The 22,953-nt window shown below is 70.5% G+C and carries 18 protein-coding genes and 1 pseudogene; 6 read left to right on the top strand and 13 right to left on the bottom strand.

From position 1 onward, the window contains the following. Positions 1–68 precede the first annotated feature (68 nt). Together gabT and PBV52_RS35075 are read left to right on the top strand one after the other, a co-directional pair. The gene (gabT, locus tag PBV52_RS35080) at positions 69–1,403 is read left to right on the top strand and encodes a 4-aminobutyrate--2-oxoglutarate transaminase (RefSeq protein WP_274243877.1); all 1,335 of its coding nucleotides are present in this window, start codon (positions 69–71) and stop codon (positions 1,401–1,403) included. A 220-nt stretch (positions 1,404–1,623) separates the two neighbouring features. Further along, positions 1,624–2,457 carry a phosphatase PAP2 family protein gene (locus PBV52_RS35075; protein ID WP_274249785.1) on the top strand — a complete coding sequence of 278 codons (834 nt, stop codon included), beginning with the start codon at positions 1,624–1,626 and terminating at the stop codon, positions 2,455–2,457. Here the strand turns inward: PBV52_RS35075 and PBV52_RS35070 are convergent. The 8 genes from PBV52_RS35070 to PBV52_RS35035 form a co-directional block, all read right to left on the bottom strand. Further along, positions 2,396–4,189 (bottom strand): chitinase, encoded by a 1,794-nt coding sequence (locus PBV52_RS35070; RefSeq protein WP_274243875.1) that lies wholly within the window; start codon positions 4,187–4,189, stop codon positions 2,396–2,398. The two genes, PBV52_RS35075 and PBV52_RS35070, sit on opposite strands and share 62 nt — an antisense overlap. 87 nt (positions 4,190–4,276) lie before the next feature. Continuing rightward, on the bottom strand, positions 4,277–4,729 hold the full coding sequence (locus tag PBV52_RS35065; protein ID WP_274243873.1) for a hypothetical protein: 453 nt from the start codon (positions 4,727–4,729) through the stop codon (positions 4,277–4,279). A gap of 135 nt (positions 4,730–4,864) precedes the next feature. After that, positions 4,865–6,292, bottom strand: a complete 1,428-nt coding sequence (locus PBV52_RS35060) for an FAD-binding oxidoreductase (protein ID WP_274243871.1) — start codon at positions 6,290–6,292, stop codon at positions 4,865–4,867. Positions 6,293–6,328: 36 nt separating this feature from the next. After that, positions 6,329–7,129: an ABC transporter permease gene (locus tag PBV52_RS35055; RefSeq protein ID WP_274243869.1), complete on the bottom strand. Its 801-nt coding sequence runs from the start codon at positions 7,127–7,129 to the stop codon at positions 6,329–6,331. After that, positions 7,130–8,059 (bottom strand): ABC transporter permease, encoded by a 930-nt coding sequence (locus PBV52_RS35050; protein WP_274243867.1) that lies wholly within the window; start codon positions 8,057–8,059, stop codon positions 7,130–7,132. Beyond that, on the bottom strand, positions 8,059–9,204 hold the full coding sequence (locus PBV52_RS35045; RefSeq protein ID WP_274243865.1) for an ABC transporter ATP-binding protein: 1,146 nt from the start codon (positions 9,202–9,204) through the stop codon (positions 8,059–8,061). The genes PBV52_RS35050 and PBV52_RS35045 overlap by 1 nt, the downstream gene beginning before the upstream one ends. Positions 9,205–9,209: 5 nt before the next feature. Continuing rightward, entirely contained in the window at positions 9,210–10,457 is a 1,248-nt protein-coding gene (locus PBV52_RS35040; RefSeq protein WP_274243862.1) for a PotD/PotF family extracellular solute-binding protein, read from the bottom strand. 85 nt (positions 10,458–10,542) lie between these two features. Continuing rightward, entirely contained in the window at positions 10,543–12,108 is a 1,566-nt protein-coding gene (locus PBV52_RS35035; RefSeq protein WP_274243861.1) for a gamma-aminobutyraldehyde dehydrogenase, read from the bottom strand. Positions 12,109–12,308: 200 nt separating this feature from the next. Here PBV52_RS35035 and PBV52_RS35030 point away from each other — a divergent pair, with 200 nt between their 5' ends. After that, positions 12,309–12,863, top strand: a complete 555-nt coding sequence (locus PBV52_RS35030) for an NADAR family protein (RefSeq protein WP_274243859.1) — start codon at positions 12,309–12,311, stop codon at positions 12,861–12,863. Between the two features lie 192 nt (positions 12,864–13,055). Here the strand turns inward: PBV52_RS35030 and PBV52_RS35025 are convergent, their stop codons facing one another. Further along, complete coding sequence (locus PBV52_RS35025) at positions 13,056–13,676, bottom strand: DUF4190 domain-containing protein (protein WP_274243857.1); 621 nt, start codon at positions 13,674–13,676, stop codon at positions 13,056–13,058. Positions 13,677–14,040: 364 nt separating this feature from the next. Between PBV52_RS35025 and PBV52_RS35020 the strand changes: the two are divergent. Together PBV52_RS35020 and PBV52_RS35015 are read left to right on the top strand one after the other, a co-directional pair. After that, positions 14,041–15,212, top strand: a pseudogene (locus PBV52_RS35020) (adenosine deaminase). A 62-nt stretch (positions 15,213–15,274) separates the two neighbouring features. After that, positions 15,275–15,958 carry a glycerophosphodiester phosphodiesterase gene (locus PBV52_RS35015; protein ID WP_274243853.1) on the top strand — a complete coding sequence of 228 codons (684 nt, stop codon included), beginning with the start codon at positions 15,275–15,277 and terminating at the stop codon, positions 15,956–15,958. 150 nt (positions 15,959–16,108) lie between these two features. Here the strand turns inward: PBV52_RS35015 and PBV52_RS35010 are convergent, their stop codons facing one another. Continuing rightward, complete coding sequence (locus tag PBV52_RS35010) at positions 16,109–17,815, bottom strand: RNA polymerase sigma factor (RefSeq protein ID WP_274243851.1); 1,707 nt, start codon at positions 17,813–17,815, stop codon at positions 16,109–16,111. A gap of 349 nt (positions 17,816–18,164) precedes the next feature. On the opposite strand from PBV52_RS35010, the gene PBV52_RS35005 reads away from it, so the two are divergent. Then, entirely contained in the window at positions 18,165–19,322 is a 1,158-nt protein-coding gene (locus tag PBV52_RS35005) for a serine hydrolase (protein ID WP_274243849.1), read from the top strand. Here PBV52_RS35005 and PBV52_RS35000 read toward each other — a convergent pair. The 3 genes from PBV52_RS35000 to PBV52_RS34990 form a co-directional block, all read right to left on the bottom strand. Next, positions 19,312–19,848, bottom strand: coding sequence for a hypothetical protein (locus PBV52_RS35000; protein WP_274243846.1), 537 nt, complete (start codon positions 19,846–19,848; stop codon positions 19,312–19,314). The genes PBV52_RS35005 and PBV52_RS35000 overlap by 11 nt on opposite strands. 9 nt (positions 19,849–19,857) lie before the next feature. Next, the gene (locus tag PBV52_RS34995; protein WP_274243844.1) at positions 19,858–21,882 is read right to left on the bottom strand and encodes a hypothetical protein; all 2,025 of its coding nucleotides are present in this window, start codon (positions 21,880–21,882) and stop codon (positions 19,858–19,860) included. Positions 21,883–21,951: 69 nt separating this feature from the next. Continuing rightward, complete coding sequence (locus tag PBV52_RS34990) at positions 21,952–22,905, bottom strand: hypothetical protein (protein WP_274243842.1); 954 nt, start codon at positions 22,903–22,905, stop codon at positions 21,952–21,954. Positions 22,906–22,953 lie beyond the last annotated feature (48 nt).

The raw sequence follows: 22,953 nt of genomic DNA, 5'->3' as shown, positions 1-22,953 counted from the left end.
CCCCCCGCTCCCCGCCCTAGCCTGCGAAAAAGAGAAGACAAGCGTCCGCAAAACCCCAGGAGCCCCTCATGAGCGCACTTCCGCAGGAGCGCCGCGTCGTCACCGCCATCCCCGGCCCGAAGTCGCAGGAGCTGCAGGCCCGCCGTACCGCCGCGGTCGCGCAGGGCGTGGGCTCCGTGCTGCCCGTGTTCACGGCGCGTGCGGGCGGCGGAATCATCGAGGACGTCGACGGCAACCGGCTCATCGACTTCGGTTCGGGCATCGCGGTGACGTCCGTCGGCGCCTCCGCCGAAGCCGTCGTACGCAAGGCGACCGCGCAGCTCGCCGACTTCACCCACACCTGTTTCATGGTCACGCCGTACGAGGGCTACGTCGCCGTCGCCGAGGCGCTGGCCGAGCTGACGCCGGGCGACCACGCCAAGAAGTCGGCGCTGTTCAACTCCGGCGCCGAGGCCGTCGAGAACGCCGTCAAGATCGCGCGGTCCTACACCAAGCGCCAGGCCGTCGTCGTCTTCGACCACGGCTACCACGGCCGTACGAACCTCACCATGGCGCTGACCGCGAAGAACATGCCGTACAAGCACGGCTTCGGCCCCTTCGCGCCCGAGGTCTACCGGGTGCCGGTGGCGTACGGCTACCGCTGGCCGACCGGCGCCGAGAACGCGGGGCCGGAGGCCGCCGCGCAGGCCATCGACCAGATCACCAAGCAGGTCGGCCCGGAGAACGTCGCCGCGATCATCATCGAGCCGGTCCTCGGCGAGGGCGGCTTCATCGAGCCGGCCAAGGGCTTCCTCCCGGCGATCAGCCGGTTCGCCTCCGACAACGGCATCGTCTTCGTCGCGGACGAGATCCAGTCCGGCTTCTGCCGTACGGGTCAGTGGTTCGCGTGCGAGGACGAGGGCATCGTCCCCGACCTGATCACGACCGCGAAGGGCATCGCCGGCGGCCTCCCGCTCGCCGCCGTGACCGGCCGCGCCGAGATCATGGACGCCGCGCACGCGGGCGGCCTGGGCGGCACCTACGGCGGCAACCCGGTGGCGTGTGCCGGTGCGCTGGGCTCCATCGAGACGATGAAGGAGCTCGACCTCAACGCCAAGGCCAAGAACATCGAGGCGATCATGAAGGCGCGCCTGGCCGCCATGGCCGAGAAGTTCGACATCGTCGGTGATGTGCGGGGCCGTGGCGCCATGATCGCCATCGAGCTGGTCAAGGACCGCGCCACGAAGGAGCCGAACCCGGAGGCCACCGCCGCGCTCGCCAAGGCCTGCCACCAGGAGGGCCTGCTGGTCCTGACCTGTGGCACCTACGGCAACGTGCTGCGGTTCCTGCCCCCGCTGGTCATCGGCGAGGATCTGCTGAACGAGGGCCTCGACATCATCGAGCAGGCCTTCACCCGCATCTGAGGTCACGGCAAAACCACTGGTGAGCCGGGTTCTCCGTCCGGGGAACCTCATCCGCCCCAGCCTTGGCACCGTCCGCGGTTCCGGGGCTGGGGCGGCTGTAGTCAGAGCGTGTGAAGAAGGTGTGCGAGGTGGATGGCAGGACGCGATTCCGTCTGTCTTACGCCCTCCGGCTGTCGTAGGTTCTACCCAGATGAGAGATACACCCCGCCCAGAGGGGACTCTGGGTGACATCAGGCCGGGGCCTCCCCAGCTTCGACCTGGTCGTGCCCTCGCGCACACAACCGGAGCCTCCGGCTCCGGATCTCCTCACCGATCGGACAGTCGCCCGCCCCAAACCCCCCGGGGCGGCCGACCATCCGATCCGGACGGGCGCCTCGGAACCACCCCCCCTGTTCCGGGGCGCCCGACCTCCCTCTTCCTCCTTCTCGCCCTTCCGGCCCTCCTCTTCGCCCTGTCCACCTGGCAGGTCGTCGCGGACGGGCCGCTTGTGCGTGTGGACGAGCGGGTCAGCCGGGCCCTGGTCCGTCCGGACCGCTTCTCCGAACTCCTGGCCGACCTGGGCAATGTCCAGGTCGCGGTGCCGGTCCTCGCCGTGGTCCTCGTCCACACCGCTTGGCGGTCCCGCCGCACTGGTACAGACCGGTGGTGGCTGCCGGCCACCGCGGCGGCCGTCCTGATGGCACTGGTCCCGGCCCTGATCGTGCCGCTCAAGGAACTCACCGACCGCCCGGGCACCCCGGCCGTCCCCCCGGCGACGGGTTACTACCCCTCCGGCCACACCGCCACGGCCGCCGTCGCCTACGGCTCCGCGGCGCTGCTCCTCCTCCCCTGGCTCCGCACCGCCTACGCCCGCCGCGAGCTCCTCATCGCCTGCGCGGTGGTCAACGCGGCTGTCGGCTTCGGCCTGGTCCGCCGCGGCTACCACTGGCCACTGGACGTCGTGGCCAGTTGGTGCCTGTGCACGGTGCTCCTGTCCTTGCTCTGGCTGTTCCTCAGCCGAAGTAGCCGTCGAACGCCCGCTGGAACTCCCAGCCGCCGTACCGGTCCCAGTTGATCGACCACGTCATCAGGCCGCGCAGCGCCGGCCAGGTGCCGTGGGTGGCGTACGAGCCGCAGTTCGTCTTCCTCGTCAGGCAGTCGAGGGTCTTGGTGACCTCGGCCGGCGGGATGTGGCCGTTGCCCGCGTTGGCCGAGGCGGGCATGCCGATCGCCACCTGGTCGGGGCGCAGGGGCGGGAAGACGTTGCTCGCGTTGCCCGCGACGGGGAAGCCGGTGAGCAGCATGTCGGTCATGGCGATGTGGAAGTCGGCGCCGCCCATGGAGTGGTACTGGTTGTCCAGGCCCATGATCGGGCCCGAGTTGTAGTCCTGGACATGGAGGAGCGTCAGGTCGTCGCGCAACGCGTGGATGACCGGGAGATACGCCCCTGCCCTCGGGTCCTGGCCGCCCCACTGGCCGGTGCCGTAGTACTGGTGGCCGAGCTGGACGAAGAAGGTCTCCGGGGCCATCGTCAGGACGAAGTCGTCGCCGTACCTGGCTTTCAGGGTCTTCAGGGCCGAGATGAGGTTGCCGATCACCGGCGTCTTCGGGTTCTTGAAGTCCGTGTCGTCGGCGTTCAGGGAGAGCGAGTGGCCCTCGAAGTCGATGTCCAGGCCGTCGAGGCCGTACTCGTCGATGATCTTCGACACCGACGTCACGAAGGTGTCCCGCGCCGCCGTCGTCGTCAGCTGCACCTGCCCGTTCTGGCCTCCGATGGAGATCAGCACCTTCTTGCCGGCCGCCTGCTTGGCCCTGATCGCCGCCTTGAAGTCGGCGTCGCTCTCGACGTTCGGGCACTCGGTGGCCGGGCAGCGCTCGAAGCGGATGTCGCCCGAGGTGACCGACGTCGGTTCGCCGAAGGCCAGGTCGATGACGTCCCAGCTGTCGGGGACGTCGGCCAGGCGCGTGTAGCCGGAGCCGTTGGCGAAGCTCGCGTGGAGGTAGCCGACCAGGGCGTGGGCCGGGAGGTCCGTGCCCCCGCCGCCGGGGCCGGCGGTGGTCGTGGCCGTCACGGCGTCCGACTTCGCGGACTCGCCCGCCTCGTTCACGGCGCTGACCTGGAAGCCGTACGCGGTGGAGGGCGAGAGCCCGCCGACCGTGGCCGAAGTGCCGCTCACCGTCTGGACCTTGGTGCCGTCGCGATGGACGGCGTAGCTCGTCGCGCCCGTGACCGCCGACCAGGACAGGGCGACGCTGGACGACGTGACGGTTCCGGTCTTCAGGCCGGTCGGCGCTGCGGGTGGCCGGCCGGCGTCCACGCCGGGTCCGACGAGGGAGATGTCGTCGGCGTGATAGGCGCCGGTGCCGTACCAGCCGTGGGTGTAGAGCGTGACGCGGGTGGTGGAGGGGCCGGTTCGGATGGTCGTCGTGAGCTGCTGCCAGGCGGGGGCCGACTGGGTCCAGGTGGAGACGTCGGTGGTGCCGGTGCCGCTCGCGCCGAGGTAGACGTAGGAGCCGCGGACGTAACCGGAGAGTGTGTACTGGGAGTCCGGTTTCACGGTCACCGTCTGCGCGCAGCGGGCGTTGTCGGCTCCGGCCGGGGTCGCCTGAAGTGCGTAACTGCCGCTGCGCACGGGTGAGTTGACGGTCGTACCCGCCGTACAGGTCCAACCGTCCAGGCCCGACTCGAAGCCGCCGTTGCGGGCGAGGTCGGTGTCGGCCGCACGGGCGGCCGACGAGAGTGCGGTGAGGCCGGGCAGGGTCAGGACCGCGGCGGCGAGCAGGGCGAGAGGTCTGGAGCGATCCACAAGTGCCTCCAGGCATGGGGGAATTGGAGGGTGGAGCGGCCCACAATTTGGTCCAGACCAATCTGCCTTGTCAAGAGTTCCCGCAGGCTAGCCCTCCCCTTCCGTGGCAAGCCCCGCCGCCGCCTCGTGCATGGCCAGTTCGAGGAGGGCCGGGTCGGTGAGGGTCCCGCTGCCATCCGGCGGGACCAGCCAGCGGACGCCGCCGGTCGAGCGCCCCGGGTACGGGACGACGATCCAAGTGCCGGCCCCTGCGGTACGGATGCCCGTGCCGAGCCAGCGGGCGGCCGTGCCCGGCGGCACGAAGAAGCCCATCCGCGAGTCGCCGAAGTCGACCAGGACCGGGCCGAGTTGGTCGATGATGCGGGTGAGGACATCGAGGGTCGGATAGCCGAGCTCGCCCGGCAGGATGAGTACGTCCCAGGCCTTGCCGGCCGGCAGCAGCGCGACCCCGAGAGGGCTGCGCTCCCACTCCCAGCGGCAGGCCTCGGGATTCGGCGCAACGGATGCCAGCCACTCGACCGCCGTCTTCGCCCCTGTCATGACGGTGACCTCCCTGTTCTCTGCGTGGACGCTGATCTCGTCACGAGGGAGAGGGAGGTCACCTGCCAGGCATTACGCGGGTTCTCGCCACCAATTCACAGTGACCTGGGTCACATTTTCTGCCCCGAGTCAGGTTCAGCTGTCGAAGCCGAGGCCGAGTCGGTCCATCGCCTTCAGCCACAGGTTGCGCCGTCCGCCGTGCGCGTCGGCGCGGGCCAGCGACCACTTGGTGAGCGCGATACCGGTCCAGGCGAAGGGCTCCGGCGGGAACGGCAGGGGCTTCTTGCGGACCATTTCGAGCCGCGTCCGCTCCGTGGGCTCCCCCGCCAGCAGGTCCAGCATCACGTCCGCGCCGAACCTGGTCGCACCGACGCCGAGACCCGTGAAGCCCGCCGCGTACGCCACCTTGCCCTGGTGGGCCGTGCCGTAGAACGCGGAGAAGCGCGAGCAGGTGTCGATCGCGCCGCCCCAGGCGTGCGTGAAGCGGATGCCCTCCAGCTGCGGGAAGCAGGTGAAGAAGTGCCCGGCGAGCTTGGCGTACGTCTCCGGGCGGTCGTCGTACTCGGCGCGCACCCGGCCGCCGTAGGGGTAGATGGCGTCGTAGCCGCCCCAGAGGATGCGGTTGTCGGCGGAGAGGCGGAAGTAGTGGAACTGGTTCGCCGAGTCGCCGAGGCCCTGGCGGTTCTTCCAGCCGATCGACGCGAGCTGGTCCTCGGTGAGGGGCTCGGTCATCAGGGCGTAGTCGTAGACCGGGACCGTGTAGGCGCGGACCCGCTTGACCAGGTTCGGGAAGATGTTCGTGCCGAGCGCGACCTTGCGGGCACGGACCTGGCCGTAGGGGGTGCGTACGGCCATGCCGGCGCCGTACGGCTTCAGGGTGAGGACGGGGGTGTGCTCGTGGATACGGACGCCGAGGTCCAGGCACGCCCGCTTCAGTCCCCACGCCAGCTTGGCCGGGTTGACCATGGCGACGCCCCGGCGGTCGTAGAGGCCCGCCTGGAATGTGGGTGAGTCGACTTGGGCCCGTACCTCCTCGGTGTCCAGGAACTCGATGCCCTCGGCGAGGCCCTTGTCCCGCAACTCCTCGTACCAGTCGCGCAGTTCCCACGCCTGGTACGTCTCGGTGGCGACGTCGATCTCGCCGGTGCGCTCGAAGTCGCAGTCCAGGGAGTAGCGGGCGACCGCCTTCTCGATCTCGTCGAGGTTGCGGGCGCCCAGCTCCTGGAGCTTGTGGATCTCGTCCGGCCAGCGGGCGAGCCCGTTGGGCAGCCCGTGGGTGAGGGAGGCGGCGCAGAAGCCGCCGTTGCGGCCCGAGGCGGCCCAGCCCACCTCGCGGCCTTCGAGCAGCACCACGTCCCGCTGCGGATCGCGCTCTTTCGCGATGAGCGCGGTCCACAGTCCGCTGTAGCCCCCGCCGACGACCAGCAGGTCGCAGGTCTCGGCGGTGGTGAGGGCGGGCTCGGGGTGGGGCTTGCCGGGGTCTTCCAGCCAGTACGGGACCGGCTGGGCTTCGGAAAGGGATTTCGTCCAGTTGTTGCCACGACTCATGGCGCTTGGGGCCATGATTTCAACTCCCTACAGGGTGTTTCTTTTTTGGCTTTACGCCTTTTGCTTGTTTCTGCGGTTTCCGATGACCATGGAGGTCAGGACGAACAGTACGGCGACGACAAACATGGCCGTACCGATGACATTGATCTGAACGGGCGTTCCCCGCTGGGCCGAGCCCCAGACGAACATCGGGAAGGTGACGGTGGAGCCCGCGTTGAAATTGGTGATGATGAAATCGTCGAAGGAGAGCGCGAAGGCGAGCAGCGCGCCCGCCGCGATTCCGGGGGCGGCGATCGGCAGGGTGACCCGGACGAACGTCTGCAACGGTCCGGCGTACAGGTCCTGCGCGGCCTGCTCCAGCCGCGGGTCCATCGACATCACGCGGGCCTTCACCGCCGTCACGACGAAGCTCAGGCAGAACATGATGTGGGCGATGAGGATCGTCCAGAAGCCCAGCTGGGCGCCCATGTTGAGGAACAGGGTGAGCAGCGAGGCCGCCATGACGACCTCGGGCATCGCCATCGGCAGGAAGATCAGCGAGTTCACGGCGCCGCGCGCGCGGAAGCGGTAGCGGACCAGCGCGAAGGCGATCATCGTGCCGAGGAGCGTGGCGCCCAGCGTCGCCCAGAACGCGATCTGGAGGCTGACCGACAGCGAGCCGCACAGGTCGGACACGCCGCACGGGTCCTGCCAGGCGGCCGTGGAGAACTCCTGCCATTCGTAGTTGAAGCGCCCCTTCGGTTTGTTGAAGGAGAAGACCGTCACGACGACGTTCGGCAGGAGGAGATAAGCGAGCGTCAGCAGTCCCGCAATGACGACGAGATGGCGCTTGAGCCAGTTGACGAAGGTCATTTAAACCAGATCCTCCGTGCCGGACCTACGGATGTAGACGGTCACCATGACGAGAATGGCGGCCATGAGGATGAAGGAGAGGGCCGCGGCCGTCGGATAGTCCAGAATCCGCAGGAACTGCGTCTGGATGACGTTGCCGACCATGCGGGTGTCGGTGGAGCCGAGCAGATCGGCGTTGACGTAGTCGCCGGCCGCCGGGATGAAGGTCAGCAGCGTGCCGGAGACGACACCCGGCATCGACAGCGGGAAGGTGACCTTGCGGAAGGTGGTGATCGGCTTGGCGTACAGGTCGCCCGCCGCCTCGTGCAGCCGGCCGTCGATGCGCTCCAGCGAGGTGTAGAGCGGCAGGACCATGAACGGCAGGAAGTTGTACGTCAGACCGCACACCACCGCGAGCGGCGTGGCCAGCACGCGGTCGCCGGAGGTCATGCCGAGCCAGCTGGTGACGTCCAGGACGTGCAGCGTGTTGAGGGCGCCGACGACCGGGCCGCCGTCCGCGAGGATCGTCTTCCAGGCGAGGGTGCGGATCAGGAAGCTGGTGAAGAACGGCGCGATCACCAGGATCATGATCAGGTTCTTCCAGCGGCCCGCGCGGAAGGCGATGAGGTAGGCGAGCGGGTAGCCGAGGATCAGGCACAGGATGGTCGCCGAGCCCGCGTAGAGCACCGAGCGCAGGAACTGCGGGTAGTACTCGGACAGGGCGTCCCAGTAGGTGGCGAAGTGCCAGGTGACCTTGTAGCCCTCCTCCAGCGAGCCCGTCTGCACGGACGTGGAGGCCTGGTAGATCATCGGCAGCGCGAAGAAGACCAGCAGCCACAGGATGCCGGGGAGCAGGAGCCAGTACGGCACCAGGCGCCCGCGTTTGCGGGGCGGCTTCTTCTCGGGGGCGGTCGGGGTGAGAGGCGGGGGCGCCTCGGTGAGCGTCGACATCAGGAGGCCGCACCTTCCTCGACGCCGGCGTCGATGTCCTGCGCGGCGTCGAGGCCGAAGGTGTGCGCCGGGTTCCAGTGCAGGACGACCTCGGCGCCGGGTACGAGCCGGTCGTCGCGGTCGATGTTCTGGGCGTAGACCTCGAACTCGGGGCAGACGGGGCTGTCGACGACGTACTGCGTGGAGACGCCGATGAAACTGGAGTCGGCGATCTTGCCGGTGATGCGGTTGCGGCCCTCGGGGATCTCGCCCGCGTCGTCGGCGGGGGTGAGGGAGATCTTCTCCGGGCGGACGCCGACCAGCACCTTGCCGCCGGTCGTCGTGGGCGCGCTGCACCGCGCCTCGGGCAGGACGAGCTTGCCGCCGCCCGCCTTCAGCACGATGTCGTCGCCGCTGATGGAGCCGACCTCGGCCTCGATGAAGTTCGAGGTGCCGAGGAAGTTGGCGACGAAGGTCGTGCGCGGGTTCTCGTACAGGTCGGTCGGCGAGCCGAGCTGCTCGACGCGGCCCGCGTTCATCACGGCGACCGTGTCGGCCATCGTCATGGCCTCCTCCTGGTCGTGCGTGACGTGGACGAAGGTGATGCCGACCTCGGTCTGGATGCGCTTGAGCTCCAGCTGCATCTGGCGGCGCAGCTTGAGGTCGAGGGCGCCGAGGGGCTCGTCGAGGAGGAGCACCTTGGGGTGGTTGATCAGTGCCCGGGCCACGGCCACCCGCTGCTGCTGGCCACCCGACAGCTGGTGCGGCTTCTTGCGGGCCTGCTCGCCGAGCTGCACGAGGTCGAGCATGTCCTCGACCTGCTTCTTCACCGACTTGATGCCGCGCCGGCGCAGGCCGAAGGCGACGTTCTCGAATATGTCGAGGTGCGGGAAGAGGGCGTACGACTGGAAGACCGTGTTCACCGGCCGCTTGTACGGCGGGAGGGCGGTCACGTCCTGGTCACCGAGGTGGACGGTGCCGGAGGAAGGTTCCTCCAGACCGGCGATCATGCGCAGGGTGGTGGTCTTGCCGCAGCCGGAGGCGCCGAGCAGGGCGAAGAAGGAACCCTGGGGCACGGTCAGGTCGAGCGGGTGTACGGCGGTGAAGGAGCCGTAGGTCTTGCTGATGCCGGAGAGGCGGACGTCGCCGCTGGTTTCGTTCGTCATTGGTGTCACGCCCCTGTGAGCTTCGCGAACTTCTCTTCGTAGGCCGTCTCTTCCTTCGCGCTCAGGGAGCGGAAGGCGCGGGACTGGGCCTGCATGGCCTTGTCGGGGAGGATCAGCGGGTTGTGCGCCGCGTCCTCGTCGATCTTCGCAAGCTCTTCCTTCACGCCGTCGACGGGACAGACGTAGTTGATGTAGGCGGCGAGCTCGGCGGCGGGCTTCGGCTCGAAGTAGTAGTCGATGAGCCGCTCGGCGTTCGTCTTGTGACGGGCCTTGTTGGGGATCAGCAGGTTGTCGCTGGAGGTCATGTAGCCGCTGTCCGGGATGAGGAAGTCGATGTCCGGGCTGTCGGCCTTGAGCTGTACGACGTCACCGGCCCAGGCGAGGCAGGCGGCGAAGTCGCCGCTGGTGAGGTCGGAGGTGTAATCGTTGCCGGTGAACCGGCGGATCTGCTTGTTGTCGACGGCCTTCTGCAGGCGTGCGATCGCCGCGTCGTAGTCGTCGTCGGTGAACTTGGCCGGGTCCTTGCCCATGTCGAGCAGGGTCATCCCGACGGTGTCGCGCATCTCGGTGAGGAAGCCGACGCGGCCCTTGAGCTTGGGGTTGTCGAGCAGGTCGGAGACCGTCTTCACCTCGACGCCGTCGAGCGCCTTCTTGTTGTAGGCGATGACCGTCGAGATGCCCTGCCAGGGGTAGGAGTACGCCCGTCCCGGGTCCCAGTCGGGGCTGCGGAACTGCTGCGACAGGTTGGCGAAGGCGTGCGGCAGGTTGGACGGGTCGAGTTTCTGGACCCAGCCGAGGCGGATGAGACGGCCGGCGAGCCAGTCCGTGAGGACGATGATGTCGCGTCCGGTGTCCTGGCCGGCCGCGAGCTGCGGCTTGATCTTGCCGAAGAACTCGTTGTTGTCGTTGATGTCCTCGGTGTACTTGACCTTGATGCCGGTCCGCTCGGTGAACTGCTCCAGCGTCGGATGGTGCTTGCCGCTGTCGTCGACGTCCATGTACTCGGTCCAGTTGGAGAAGTTGACGACCTTCTCCTCGGCCGAGTGGTCCTCGGCGGACGTGCCGCCCTGGGTCTTGCCGGCCGCGGGGATCCCGCAGGCACTGAGCGTGCCCAGCCCGCCCAGCGCGAGCGCGCCGCCGGTGGAGGCGCGCAGCAGGGAACGCCGGGTCATGGCGGCCCGGCCATTGCGCAGACTGCGCCGCATGGCGGCCACTTGGGCCGGGGACAGGCGGTCGGGCTCGTACTGCTCCATGCGCGTGGTGCCCTTTCGGGAGAGATCGGAAAGGTTGGGGAGGCCGGTCGTGGGTCGGGCGGCCGGCTGCTCCCGCCTGATCTGGTTATCGGTCCCCGAAGACGGTGCGGTGCCAGTCCTTCCTGGGCACCGCGGTGTTGTCGAACATGACGTGCTTGATCTGCGTGTACTCCTCGAACGAGTACGTGGACATGTCCTTGCCGAAGCCGGACGCCTTGTAGCCGCCGTGCGGCATCTCGCTGATGATCGGAATGTGGTCGTTGACCCAGACGCACCCCGCCTTGATCTCGCGGGTGGCCCGGTTCGCCCGGTAGACGTCACGGCTCCAGGCGGAGGCGGCGAGCCCGTACGGGGTGTCGTTGGCGAGCCGGATCCCGTCGTCGTCGCTGTCGAACGGCACGACGACCAGGACCGGCCCGAAGATCTCGGACTGGACGATCTCACTGTCCTGGGCGGCGTCGGCGACCAGGGTGGGCCGATAGTACGCACCGTTCTCGAGGTCGCCCTGTGGGGCCTCACCGCCGGTGACCACGCGCGCGTAGGCACGCGCACGGTCGACGAACCCGGCGACCCGGTCGCGCTGGACGTGGGAGATCAGCGGCCCGAGATCGGTGCCCGGCGCGAACGGATCACCGAGCCGGACGCTCTCCATGAGGGCGGCGGTCCGCTCGACGAACTCCTCATAGAGCGGTCGCTGCACGTACGCGCGCGTGGCCGCCGTGCAGTCCTGCCCGGTGTTGATGAGCGCGCCCGCGACCGCGCCGTGGACGGCGGCTTCGAGGTCGGCGTCGTCGAAGACGACGAAGGGCGCCTTGCCGCCCAGTTCCAGGTGGATCCGCTTCACGGTGCCGGTGGCGATCTCGGCGACGCGCTTGCCGATTGCGGTGGAGCCGGTGAAGGAGGTCATGGCGACGTCGGGATGGCCGACGAGATGCTCGCCGGCTTCCCTGCCGGTCCCGGTGACGATGTTGATCACACCGTCGGGGATCCCGGCGTCGGTGGCGGCCTGCGCGAAGAGGAGCGAGGTGAGCGGGGTGAGCTCGGCGGGCTTGAGCACGATGGTGTTGCCCGCGGCGATCGCCGGGAGGATCTTCCAGGCGGCCATCTGGAGGGGGTAGTTCCAGGGGGCGATGGACCCGACGACGCCGATGGGTTCGCGACGGACGTACGAGGTGTGATCGCCGGAGTACTCCCCGGCGGACTGGCCGGCGAGGTGACGGGCGGCGCCGGCGAAGAAGGAGGTGTTGTCGATGGTCCCCGGCACATCGAACTCACGGGTCAGCTTCAGCGGCTTCCCGCACTGCAGGGACTCGGCGCGGGCGAATTCCTCGGCGCGGTCGGCGAGGACGGCGGCGAAGCGGTGCAGCGCGTCGGAGCGCTCGCCCGGGGTGGCCGCGGCCCAGCCGGGAAACGCCTCGCGCGCGGCGGCGACGGCGGCGTCGACGTCATCGGTACCGGCCAGGTCGTACGTGTACACCTCCTCGCCGGTGGCCGGGTCGACGACGGCGTGCGTACGGCCCGAGGTCCCCTTCGCCGGTCGGCCCGCGATGTACTGCGCGCCCTCCGCGAAGCGGTCCTGGGCCGGGAAACGTTCCGGGGTGGCGGTGTCCGGGGTTGCGGTGTCCGGGGTGGCGGTGCCCGGGTTCTGCATGTCGCTCTCCTCCGTGTCCCCGTGGTGGGGCCGGCGTGGCTCAGGCTCGATTTGAGTGCCGATCCTGACAGAGCAGGTGGACTCCAACAAGTGATTCCGTTGTTGCCTTTTGGTTACGCGACGGAATCTGTCGACCAGGTGTCGAGTCGGCCGGAAAAACGCGGGACGCATTGTCGGTGGTGCGTGCCAGACTCGGCGGCATGGCGAAGATCGATTCTTGGGATGTCCTGATCAGGGAGGTCCGCGCGGGGGCGAGGGTCAAGTATCTGCACTTCTGGGGGCACCGGCCGAGGCCGGACGGCCAGGTGGGCGCGAGCTGCCTGAGCCAGTGGTGGCCGTCGCCGTTCACGGTGGACGGGGTGGAGTACGCGACCGCCGAGCACTGGATGATGGCCGGGAAGGCACGGCTGTTCGGGGACGTGGAGGCGGAGCGCGGGGTGCTGGGGGCCGGGCATCCGTCGGTGGCGAAGAAGGCCGGGCGGCTGGTGCGGGGGTTCGACGACGCGATATGGGAGCGGGAGCGGTTCCGGATCGTCGTCGAGGGGTCGGTCCACAAGTTCGGCGCGCATGCGGATCTGCGGGAGTTCTTGCTGGGTACCGGGGATCGGGTGCTGGTGGAGGCCAGTCCGGTGGACCGGGTGTGGGGGATCGGGCTCGCGGCGAGTGATGAGGGGGCGGGGGATCCGGAGCGGTGGCGGGGGCCGAATTTGTTGGGGTTCGCGTTGATGGAGGCGCGGGAGCGGTTGCGGGGGTAGGGAGGTTTTCGCCCTCGCCGCCCCTACCCGTCCCATCCCTGGGGGCTGCCGCCCCCAGACCCCCGCTTCGGCCCTGAACGGGCCTCGTCCTCAAACGCCGGACGGGCTGAAAAACCAGCCCCTCCGGCGTTTGAGGAGCGGGGGTCCAGGGGGCAGAGCCCCCTGGCGGGGGCGAGGAGAACCCGGCGGTGCCTACGACGTGGCGATCACAAGCGCCACCATGACCAGCCCGAGCACCACGCCCGCCGCCCCGCAGATGACCCCGGCCAGGGCCTGCCCCGGATTCGTCGCCTCGCCCCGCCGGGCCTTGCCCCGCCCGATCGAACCGAAGATCAGAGCCAGCACACCCAGGATGATCGCCACCGGCCACAGGCAGAAGACCGCCGCGGAGATGATCCCGAGCACCAGCCCGGCCGTACCCATCCCGTTGCTCGGCATGGCCTGCATCCCGGGCCAGCCGTAGTAGCCCCCGGCACCGGGCCCCGGCGGCGGATACGCGTAACCGCCGGGATAGCCGTACGGAACCCGCCCCGGCCCGTCGGGACCGATGGGCGGCGGCGGGACGGGCTCACCGTGAGCGGCGTAGGGACCGGGCGCGGTCGGCGGCGCGAAGGGATTGGCAGGTGCGCCGCCCGGCGTGGACGACGTGGGCCCCGGCGGCGCGAAGGGGTTCCCTGTCGGGCCGTGCGGCGGCGTCACCGGGCCCGGCCCGGCCGACGGGTTCATCCACGGCGACGCCGGCGGTACGGCGTCCCGTGGCTCGGCCGGCCCGCCCGTGGGCGGCATGGACGTGACCGTCTGCTGATCGTGCACGGCCGGAGCGGGCCAGAGTGGCGGCTCGTTCGAGGCGAGGGTGTACCCGGGACCGCCCGGCGCGGGGGGAGCCGGCTGCGCGCCCGCGACCGGAGGCGCCCACGGATCCGGTTCGGATCGAGCCTCCGGCGCACTACTCGGTCCCGCCGCCCCCGGCTTGTCCAACGACGTCTTCTGCTTCTTCTCCAACGAAGTCCCCGACCCCGCTACGGCCGCGTCTCCCGGTACCCCGGTTCCCCCCGGCGCCACCGATCCCCCCGCTCCCCCTGATCTCCCCGATCCCTCCGGCGCCTCCGGCGTCTGCGCGTCGTCGGACATGCGCGGGCCCCCTCTGTCGTACGTGCCGTCATGCTAAGGCCCGGGCATCACCGCCGCGGCCCCGGCCTACGATGATCCCGAGTAACCGATCAGCCGATCACCCGCGTCCCGCCGAGCCGCACACCCGGCCGCGGACGCCGTTCCCGGGGAGGAACCTTGACCGACCGTCTCGTCGACGCCCGCGTCCCGCGCGACCTGCACGCCTTCATCGCCGGACTGCCCAAGGCCGAACTGCACGTCCACCACGTCGGCTCCGCCTCCCCCCGCATCGTCGCGGAACTCGCCGCCCGCCACCCCGACTCCAAGGTCCCCACCGACCCCGAGGCCCTGGTCGACTACTTCACCTTCACGGACTTCGCCCACTTCATCGAGGTGTACCTGTCCGTGGTCGACCTCATCCGCACCCCGGAGGACGTGCGGCTGCTGACGTACGAGGTGGCCCGCGACCTGGCCCGGCAGCAGGTGCGCTACGCCGAGCTGACCATCACCCCGTTCTCCTCCACCCGCCGCGGCATCGACGAGAGCGCGTTCATGGCGGCGATCGAGGACGCCCGCAAGGCGGCCGAGGCCGAGTTCGGGACCGTGCTGCGCTGGTGCTTCGACATTCCCGGCGAGGCCGGTCTGGAGGCCGCCGAGGAGACCGCGCGGCTCGCCACCGACGACCGGGTGCGCCCGCAGGGCCTGGTCTCCTTCGGGCTCGGCGGGCCCGAGATCGGCGTACCGAGGCCGCAGTTCAAGCCGTACTTCGACCGTGCGATCGCGGCCGGACTGCACTCCGTGCCGCACGCCGGCGAGACCACCGGGCCGGAGACGGTCTGGGACGCCCTGACCCACCTGCGCGCCGAGCGCATAGGGCACGGCACGAGTGCGGCGCAGGACCCGAAGCTGCTCGCGCACCTCGCCGAGCACCGGATCGCGCTGGAGGTGTGCCCGACCTCCAACATCGCCACGCGCGCGGTCCGCGACATCGACGAGCACCCGATCAAGGAGTTCGCGAAGGCCGGGGTCGTCGTCACCATCAACTCCGACGACCCGCCCATGTTCGGCACCGACCTCAACAACGAGTACGCCGTCGCCGCGCGCCTTCTCGACCTGGATGAGGGGGGCCTGGCCGACCTTGCCAAGAACGCCGTGGACGCATCCTTCCTCGACGGGCCCGGCAAGGCCCGGATCAAGGACGAGATCGACACGTACACGACCACGTGGCTCGCCTCCTGACGCCCCCGGACTGACGCCCCGCGACTGACGCCACTCCACCGACGCCCGCCACAATGACGTCCATGCAGAACGTGACCGCCGTCGCCCACCGCGGCGACCCCTACCGCGTCCGCGAGAACACGCTCGACTCCCTGCGCTCCGCGCTCCACATGGGCGCGGACGCCGTGGAGATCGACGTACGGCTCACCAAGGACGGCGTGCCGGTGCTGCTGCACGACGAGACGCTGAAGCGGCTGTGGGAGCAGGACCGGCCGCTGCTCGCGCTGTCGGCGGCCGAGGTGCGGGGGCTGACGGCGGGCGGGGTGCCGACGTTGGAGGAGGCGCTCGCGGCGTGCGACGGGAGCCGGGTGATGCTCGACCTGCCGGGCACGCCCGATGTGCGGGCGGCGCGCCGGGTCGTGGACGTCGTGCGCGGGTGCGGGGCGCAGGACCGCGTGTACTACTGCGCGGGCGCCCGCGCCATGCTCGCCGTCCGCGCCGCCGACCCGGCCGCCGAGATCGCCCTGACCTGGACGACCCTCGCGCCGCCGCGCCCCGCCCTGCTGGCCGCGGTACGCCCGCACTGGCTCAACTACCGCTTCGGCCTGGTCGACCAGGCCCTCGCCGAGCGCGTCCACCGCGACGGCTACCTGCTCTCCGTCTGGACCCCGGACACCCGGCGCTCCATGCGCCGCCTGCTGGACCTCGGCGTCGACTCGATCACGACCAACCGCGTCGACGTCCTCCTGGGGTTGCGCACCGCCTAGGCACGGGCACCGGCCCGGCCCGGTCCAGTCCCCCGGCGTTCAGCGGCTCGCAGCCGAGGTCGCGTACGAGTCGTCGTACGACGGACAGGGCCACAGGTTGAAGGCCTTGACCACGTGCGCGGCGGGCGCGGCGGCGGCGATGCGCTGGGCCTACACGCGGGAGCGCTGAGGCACCGTCGCCGGATCGGCCGGCCTCTCGCGGGTGACGTACTGCGGCACCGGCGCGGTGTCCTTGCCGTTGTCGCGGACCAGGCCGTAGCGGAGGGCGCCCTGGGGTGGTCCGTACCGCACGTCCTCGTTCACCTTGTCCCAGCTCGACGGCATGACGGTCAGGCCGTAGGAGGCGCCGCGCTCGTTCTGGTTGAGGGTGACGGTGCCGTCGATGTAGAAGTACTCGTTCTGCCACATCTGCTGGGTGCCGTCGGGCAGCACCGTGTAGCCGATGTCCGGGCCGCCCATGCCGGTGACGTAGCCCCGGTCGGAGCCGTCCCCGACGACGTCGTCCATGCGGCGGCCGCCACCGGAGGCGACGTGGAAGATCTTGCCCTTCAGACCGGTCCAGGTCGGCATGGTCAGCCCGCCGGGCCGGTCGTGCGGCGCGATCTGCCAGCGCACCAGGACATAGCCCTGTCCGCTGAGCGTGACGTTCTCGCCGCGGTGCTGCATGACGGCCTTCGCGCCCCCGGTGCTGGTGATGCCGGACTCGGGGCGACGGGGGAGGGCGGCGGGCTCGGTGTTCGGGTCCGGGGCCTGGTCGACGGCGTCGACGACCGTGCCGTACAGGTCGACCTGCTTCGTCGCCGACGGCGAGGGTGACAGTGACGAGGAAGGTGTGGCCGTCGGTGTCACGGACGGCTTGGACGACGGCGGGCGGGCCGTGCTTGCCGCCGTGGGGGCGGCCGCGCGCGGCGGGGCGTCCGGGGTCTGGGTGACGACGTACGCGCCGCCCGCGACGATCGTCGCGCCGGCCGTCACCGCCACGGCGGGCTGGGTGAGGGCGGCCATCACCTTCGCGGACCAGCCGACGGAGGTCGCCGTGGCCGTCGCCGCGACCGCCGTCTTGCCGCCGAGGGCCAGGGAGAGGGTGAAGCCGACGGGGATCGGGACGAGGGCGAGGCCGACGAGGAGCCGTTCCGCCGGTACGACGGCCTCGCGGGTGTCGCCGCAGTAGCCGCAGCTCCTGATGTGCCGGGCCAGCCGCTTGCGCCAGACCGAGTCGGGACGGCCGTTCCAGCGGGCGGTCAGTTCGCGCAGGTCGGGGCAGGCGCCGTCCAGCGCACGGACGATGCCGCGCGCGGTCTCCAGCCGCTCCTTCACCCGCTGGACGCGCACCGCCGCGTGCTGCCGGTTGATCCCGGCCGCGGCTGCCAGTTCGCGCCGGGTCAGTTCGCCCGCGACCTCCAGCCACCACAGCGACAGCAGTTGCCGGTCCTCGTCGTCCAGCCAGCGCACGGCTTCCGCGACCTCGCGCCGCTGCCCCTCCAACTGCAGCCGGAGTACGGTGAGTTCGGCGAAGTCGGTGGCCTCGTGCGCGGCCGACTCGTCCAGCTGGGCGGTCTGCCTGCGGCGCGCCCGGTCCCGGATCTGCCGCATGGCGATGGCGACGAGCCAGGAGCGGAAGCTGTCCGGGTCCCGCAGCGAGCCGAGGTTGTCGACGGCGCGCAGCATGGTCTCCTGGACCACGTCGTCGACGTCGGCATGCCCGTTGAGGGCGCGCCCGACGACGTTGTAGACCAGCGGCAGCCAGCCCTCGACCAGCTCGTCCAGCGCATGCCGGTCACCGGCCTGCGCCGCCGCGATGGTGGAGCGCCACTGCCTGCGGGCTCCCTCGTCCACGTGCGTCCTCTCCCAGGTCATTTGCTGCCCGTACGCACCTTCTCAGCCTGACCAGCACTGTTGGCTATGTCGGAGATCACATTCCGCTTGCGGTGCGGGCGGGCCATGGGGAGGTCTCCCGGGTGTGGGGACGGGGGGACGCGAGTGGAGACGCGGTGAAGGGGGCGGGGATAACACTTTTTCGGCGCAGCCGGCCGACGCCGCCGCGGGCGACCGGGCCCGTAAGGGCGATCCCTCACAACACCCTTGCGCTGCACGGCACTTGATCCGGGGTTCGCCAGGGTCAGAGCCCCTCCTCACCGACGATTCGGCAGGGGCCGCCTCGCCCCGACGATGATCACGGACACCCCGTCGACATCAGGAGCAGCAGATGCCCGTACGCCCGCTTCCCGCCCTCCTCACCTCCGCGCTCGCCCTGACCCTCACCGCGCTGCCGCTGGCCGGGACGGCCTCCGCGCGCCCCGCGTCGTCGTGCAGCGCGCAGGCGATCGAGGCCGCCCCGGCGGACGGCCCCGACGTCGAGGCCCTGTGCGCGGCGCTCGCCGGGCTGCCCGACAAGGACGCGACGGCCGCGCTGATCCGCGTCGGCGGCAAGGGGAGCTGGCACGGGGCGGCCGGGGTGCGGGACCTGAGAACCGGAGCGCCCGCGCTGGAGAGCGCCCGCTTCCGCGCCGGTTCGACGACGAAGATCGTGACCTCGGCGATCGTGCTGCAACTCGCCGCCGAGGGGCGGATCTCCCTCGACGGCACGGTTCAGCAGTATCTGCCGGGCCTGCTCACCGAGGACTTCGCGCCGATCACCGTACGGCAGCTGCTCAACTTCACGAGCGGCCTGCAGCCGGGCGCATCCCTCGGCGAGGACGTCGACGACGGCTACGAGCACCGCTTCGAGACGCTGACTCCCGAGGAGGTGGTGGCCGCGTCCGTCGCCAAGGGCCCCGACCCCGACCACGCGCCCGGCGAGCACCAGCGCTACGGCAACATCCACTACACCGTGCTCGGCATGCTGATCGAGAAGGTCACCGGCGACTCGTACGCCCACCAGGCGGCCGTACGGATCTTCCGCCCGCTCGGCATGCGGCACACCTCCTTCCCCGACGGCCCCGACCCCCGCGTCCACGGCCCGCACAACCGCGGGTACGACTGGATCGACGGCAAGCTGGTCGACGTGACCGAGTGGAACATGTCCGACCGGTTCGCGGCCGGCGACATGATCTCGACGACGGCGGACCTGGAACGGCTGCTGTTCGCCCTGTTCCGCGGTCGGGTCGTGCCCGAGCCCCAGCTGAAGGAGATGTTCACGGTCCCGGACCTCGACAGGGCCACCATGAGTGCCGGACTGGAGCGGTTCGAGCTGAACGGCAAGGTGATCTGGGCCAAGACGGGCGCCCGCCCCGGCTATCACACCGTCGTCGCGGCCACCCGTGACCTGTCCCGGACGGTGGTCTACTCCGTCAACTCGACCGACGCGAAGGGCGACGGCCTGGCCATCGCCCAGCGCTTCGCCTTCCCGGCGTTCAACCGCTGACGGCGACGGCAGCGGGCGGCGGTGCCGACGCTTCGGTCAGCGCCTCCAGCCGCTTGATCTTCTTCCGTACGACGTACAGCGGGATCACCCCGAAGACACCGAACGACATGTCGATCACCGACCACCAGAAGGGGATGCCGCGGATCGGCCCGCAGATCAGGGCGAGCGGGACGATGCCCGCGCAGGCGATCATCCCGAACTCGACGACCCAGATGTTGCGGACGGGGTCGCGGTAGGGGCCGACGAACGCGACCGCGATGACGAGGTGGGCGAAGGCCAGCCAGTCCGTGCCGTAGAGCAGGAAGGGGTAGTCGGCGTCGGCGGCGTCCAGTCCGCGCCGGACGCGCTCGATCCAGTCCATGAGGCCGGGCAGGTGCTCCGGCACGGACAGGGCGCGCAACAGGTCCTCGGTCCAGTGCAGTTCGTGGACGAGGGGGAAGGCCGTGGCGCCGCTGAGCACCAGGCAGACGACGAAGGAGGCCAACCAGACACGGATGCCCTTGAGCAGGGCGGCTCTGTCGCTCATGGAACCAGCCTACGACTCGAATTGAACATGTTCAGAACCGCCTCCCCAGGAGAACCCCTGGGACGGCACTCCGTCGGCTTCCAGCCCGTAGCGCCTGAGCTGCTCGCGGGCCTTCGCTCCGCGGAGTCCGCACAGTCCGCGCAGAGCGCCGTGTTCGCCCGCATCGGCGGCGGTGCGGTACAGCCGTTCGGCTCCTCTCCGGTCTCCGGCCTGTGCGAGCCTCTTGGCCAGGCCGATGAGCTGGTGTGGCAGACACGACTCGGAGGCCAGCCGAACGAGCCTTCGGGCCTCTTCGTGGTCTCCGGCCTCGGCTCGCAGCAGGGCCAGTTGCTCCATGGCGATGGTGTCTCCGGCGGTGGCGGCCAGACGGAAGAGTCGTTCGGACTCGTCGCGCTCCCCAGCGGCTCCCCTGAGCATGGCAAGCGCGTGCATCGCGAAGAACTCACCGGCTCTGGCCGCCTGCAACGCGATCTCCTCCGCACCCTGCCGGTCGCCGCGGCCTTCCCGGACGAGGGCCAAGGAGTGTTCATATCCTCTGGTCTCGTCCAGCAGCCGGCTTACCTCGGCGTGCCTGCCCTGTGTTTCCCACCTTTTGAGCAGGAGCAGTTGGCCGTACGTGTTGTATGCGTCGGCGGCCCGCCGGGCAAGTCGCATCGCCTCCTCCGGAGCTCCCGCCTCGTCCCGCCGCAGCGCCAGCCAGACCAGAGCGCTGCTGATGCCGGCGTCGGCGGCCATGCGGTAGACGTACTCGGCCCCTTCCTCGTCCCCGGCGTCGCTGCGCCGTTGCGCGAGGTCCGTCAGCGCCTCATGGTCTCTGGCCTGGTGGGCGAGCAGGGCGAGCCGTTCCGCCTCCGCCGCCTCGCCGCGTCCGTCCCGCCGCATGGCCAGGCCGACGAGGGCACCTCCGATTCCGTGCGCGGCGACCTGGCGGGCCAGCCGCTCCGCCTCCGCCCGGTCCCCCTGCTCCTCCCTGCGAATCGCCAGCGACACCAGGGCGTCCGTGTCCCCACTCTCCGCGGCGGCCAGAAGCAGTGGCTCCGCGGCGCCATGCTCGCCCGCCCGCTCCAGGCGCCAGGCCAGACAAAGCTGACCGCGCGCGTCTCCCGCGTCGGCGGCGGCGCGGTAGAGGCGCTCCGCCTCCTGCGGGTCACCGGCGTCCTCTCGCCGCACGGCCAGAAGGTACAGCGCGCGGCCGTTCCCCTCCTCGGCGAACCTGCGGGCCAGCGCCTCCGCTGCCGCCGGGCCTCCGGCCTGCTCACGGATCGCCAGCAGTCGGTCCACGGCCAGAGACTGTCTGTAGGGAACGTCGATCTGCCGGACGAGGCGTTCGGCTTCCGCTCGGTCCCCGGCCCGTTCCCGCAGCTCCGCCAACAGCTCCAACGATTCCGTGTCACCGGCGTCCACGGCCCTGCGGCAGGTCTCTTCGGCGGCGCGCATGTCACCTGTGCGCTCCTGAAGCTCCGCGAGCCTCCTGAACGCGGTGATACCGCCGGAGTCGGCGGCGGCGCGGTACAGCTCGGCCGCATGGCGGTGACGCAGTCTCGCCTCGGCGGCCCGGGCAAGCCGGATCAGGTCTCTGTGACGGGGCAGATGCGTGGCGGCCGCGGCCCAGAACGTGGCGGGCGGGCACAGGCGCCTCCGGGTGCGGCTGCCGTGCTGCTGCAGATAGTCGGCCAGGCGCAGGAGGCTCGGCTCCGCGCCCATGCCGGCAGTGCGCGGGACAGCCTGCAGCGCCCCCACGACGTTCCGGACGGGCGCTCGGGCGTGGGCCACGGCTCGGGCGAACCAGTCGGGGTCGTCGGGCACGGCTGCGCGGACGCTGTCCGGGAGATACCCCCATGCGGCGTCTTCGAGGAAGGCGGTCGGCAGGGGGCCCAGCACGCCCAGGCGGTGGGCGTCCATGGCGGTACTGATCAGTGCGCCGGCGCAGATGCCATGGACGCCCGTGGGCCGTTCGTAACGCTTCACGAGGTCGGGGCCGGCCGCCAGGATCTGCGTGATGTCGCTCGAACCGGTTTCCAGGGCCTCGGCCAATGAGGGGTCCTCGTCGGCCGCTGTGCGTACGGCGTCCAGGTCGTCGCCGAAGGAAGCGGGCAGCAGGAACTAATGGGCCTGACTCAGCAGGACCCGGGCATGCCGGTGGGGGTCCTCGGCGCGGTGCCGACCCGGATCGGTGAGCCCTTGCGCATCATCGGGCCACAGGGTGGCGAGCACGACAAGCGGGCCCGGGTCGTCGAGCCTGCGCAGCAGGGCGGCCGCCGCCGCTTCACCGCTCGGCCCGGTGAGACAGTGCTGTGCCTCGTTCAGCCAGAGCACGCTGCGCGGGCCGAGCGCGTCGGCGGCAAGGGCGGCCAGCAGGCTGGACGCGTCGGCGGGGAAGAACAGGTCGAAGTCGTCGGGCACCACCCGGCTGACCGCTTCGAAGGCGGTGCGGGTCTTTCCCGTGCAGGACTCCCCCTCCAGCACCACGAGTGTCGTGTCCCTCGCAGCGATGACCTCGTGGAGGTGATCCCACAGGGCGAGATCGTGCGGCCGGGGCACATAACGAGGCAGGACGAAGCCTTTCCCGTCGCCGCCCGGTCTGCCGGAGATGGCAGGGTGGACCCCCAGCCGGCGGGCGGTCCAGCTCCGCACGGCCCGCGGCGGGTCGGGCAGGGCGGCCCGTCCGGCCCGCAACTCCTCCTCGGCGAGGGCCCTGTGGGCCTGCTGCCGCTCCGTTGCCACCCGGGCCCTGTGCGCCCGGCGCCGGCGCTCGGCCTCGACGGCCTCCCGCCAACGCTCCGGTGAAAGGAACCCAGCGATCGTCTCGTCCGATGTGGTGTCGACCGGCGATTCCAGAAGACCTCGGCGGGCCGCTTCGGCCCGGATCTCCCCGATGACGGTGATCAACGCGTCGACGTCCTGCGGAAGCTGACTGCCGCGCAGCCACTTCCCGGGCGTCTCCGGGGCCAGGCCGGCCTTGCGTGCCAGCGCGCGGTCCGACGGCTCACCGTTGAGCAGCCCGCCCTTCCCCTTCAGTGCGCCGAGGCGCCGCAGGTCGTCGAAGAGCACCGGCACCTGCCGTCGCCCCCCTTCAGCGCCTCCTGCTGTCCGATCGTCCGAAAC

Origin of the sequence: Streptomyces sp. T12 (genome assembly GCF_028736035.1) — a bacterium.
In the GTDB taxonomy this organism is placed as follows: domain Bacteria; phylum Actinomycetota; class Actinomycetes; order Streptomycetales; family Streptomycetaceae; genus Streptomyces.
Note: the sequence above shows the minus strand (reverse complement) of the source record. Positions and strands in the feature narration are given on the sequence as shown.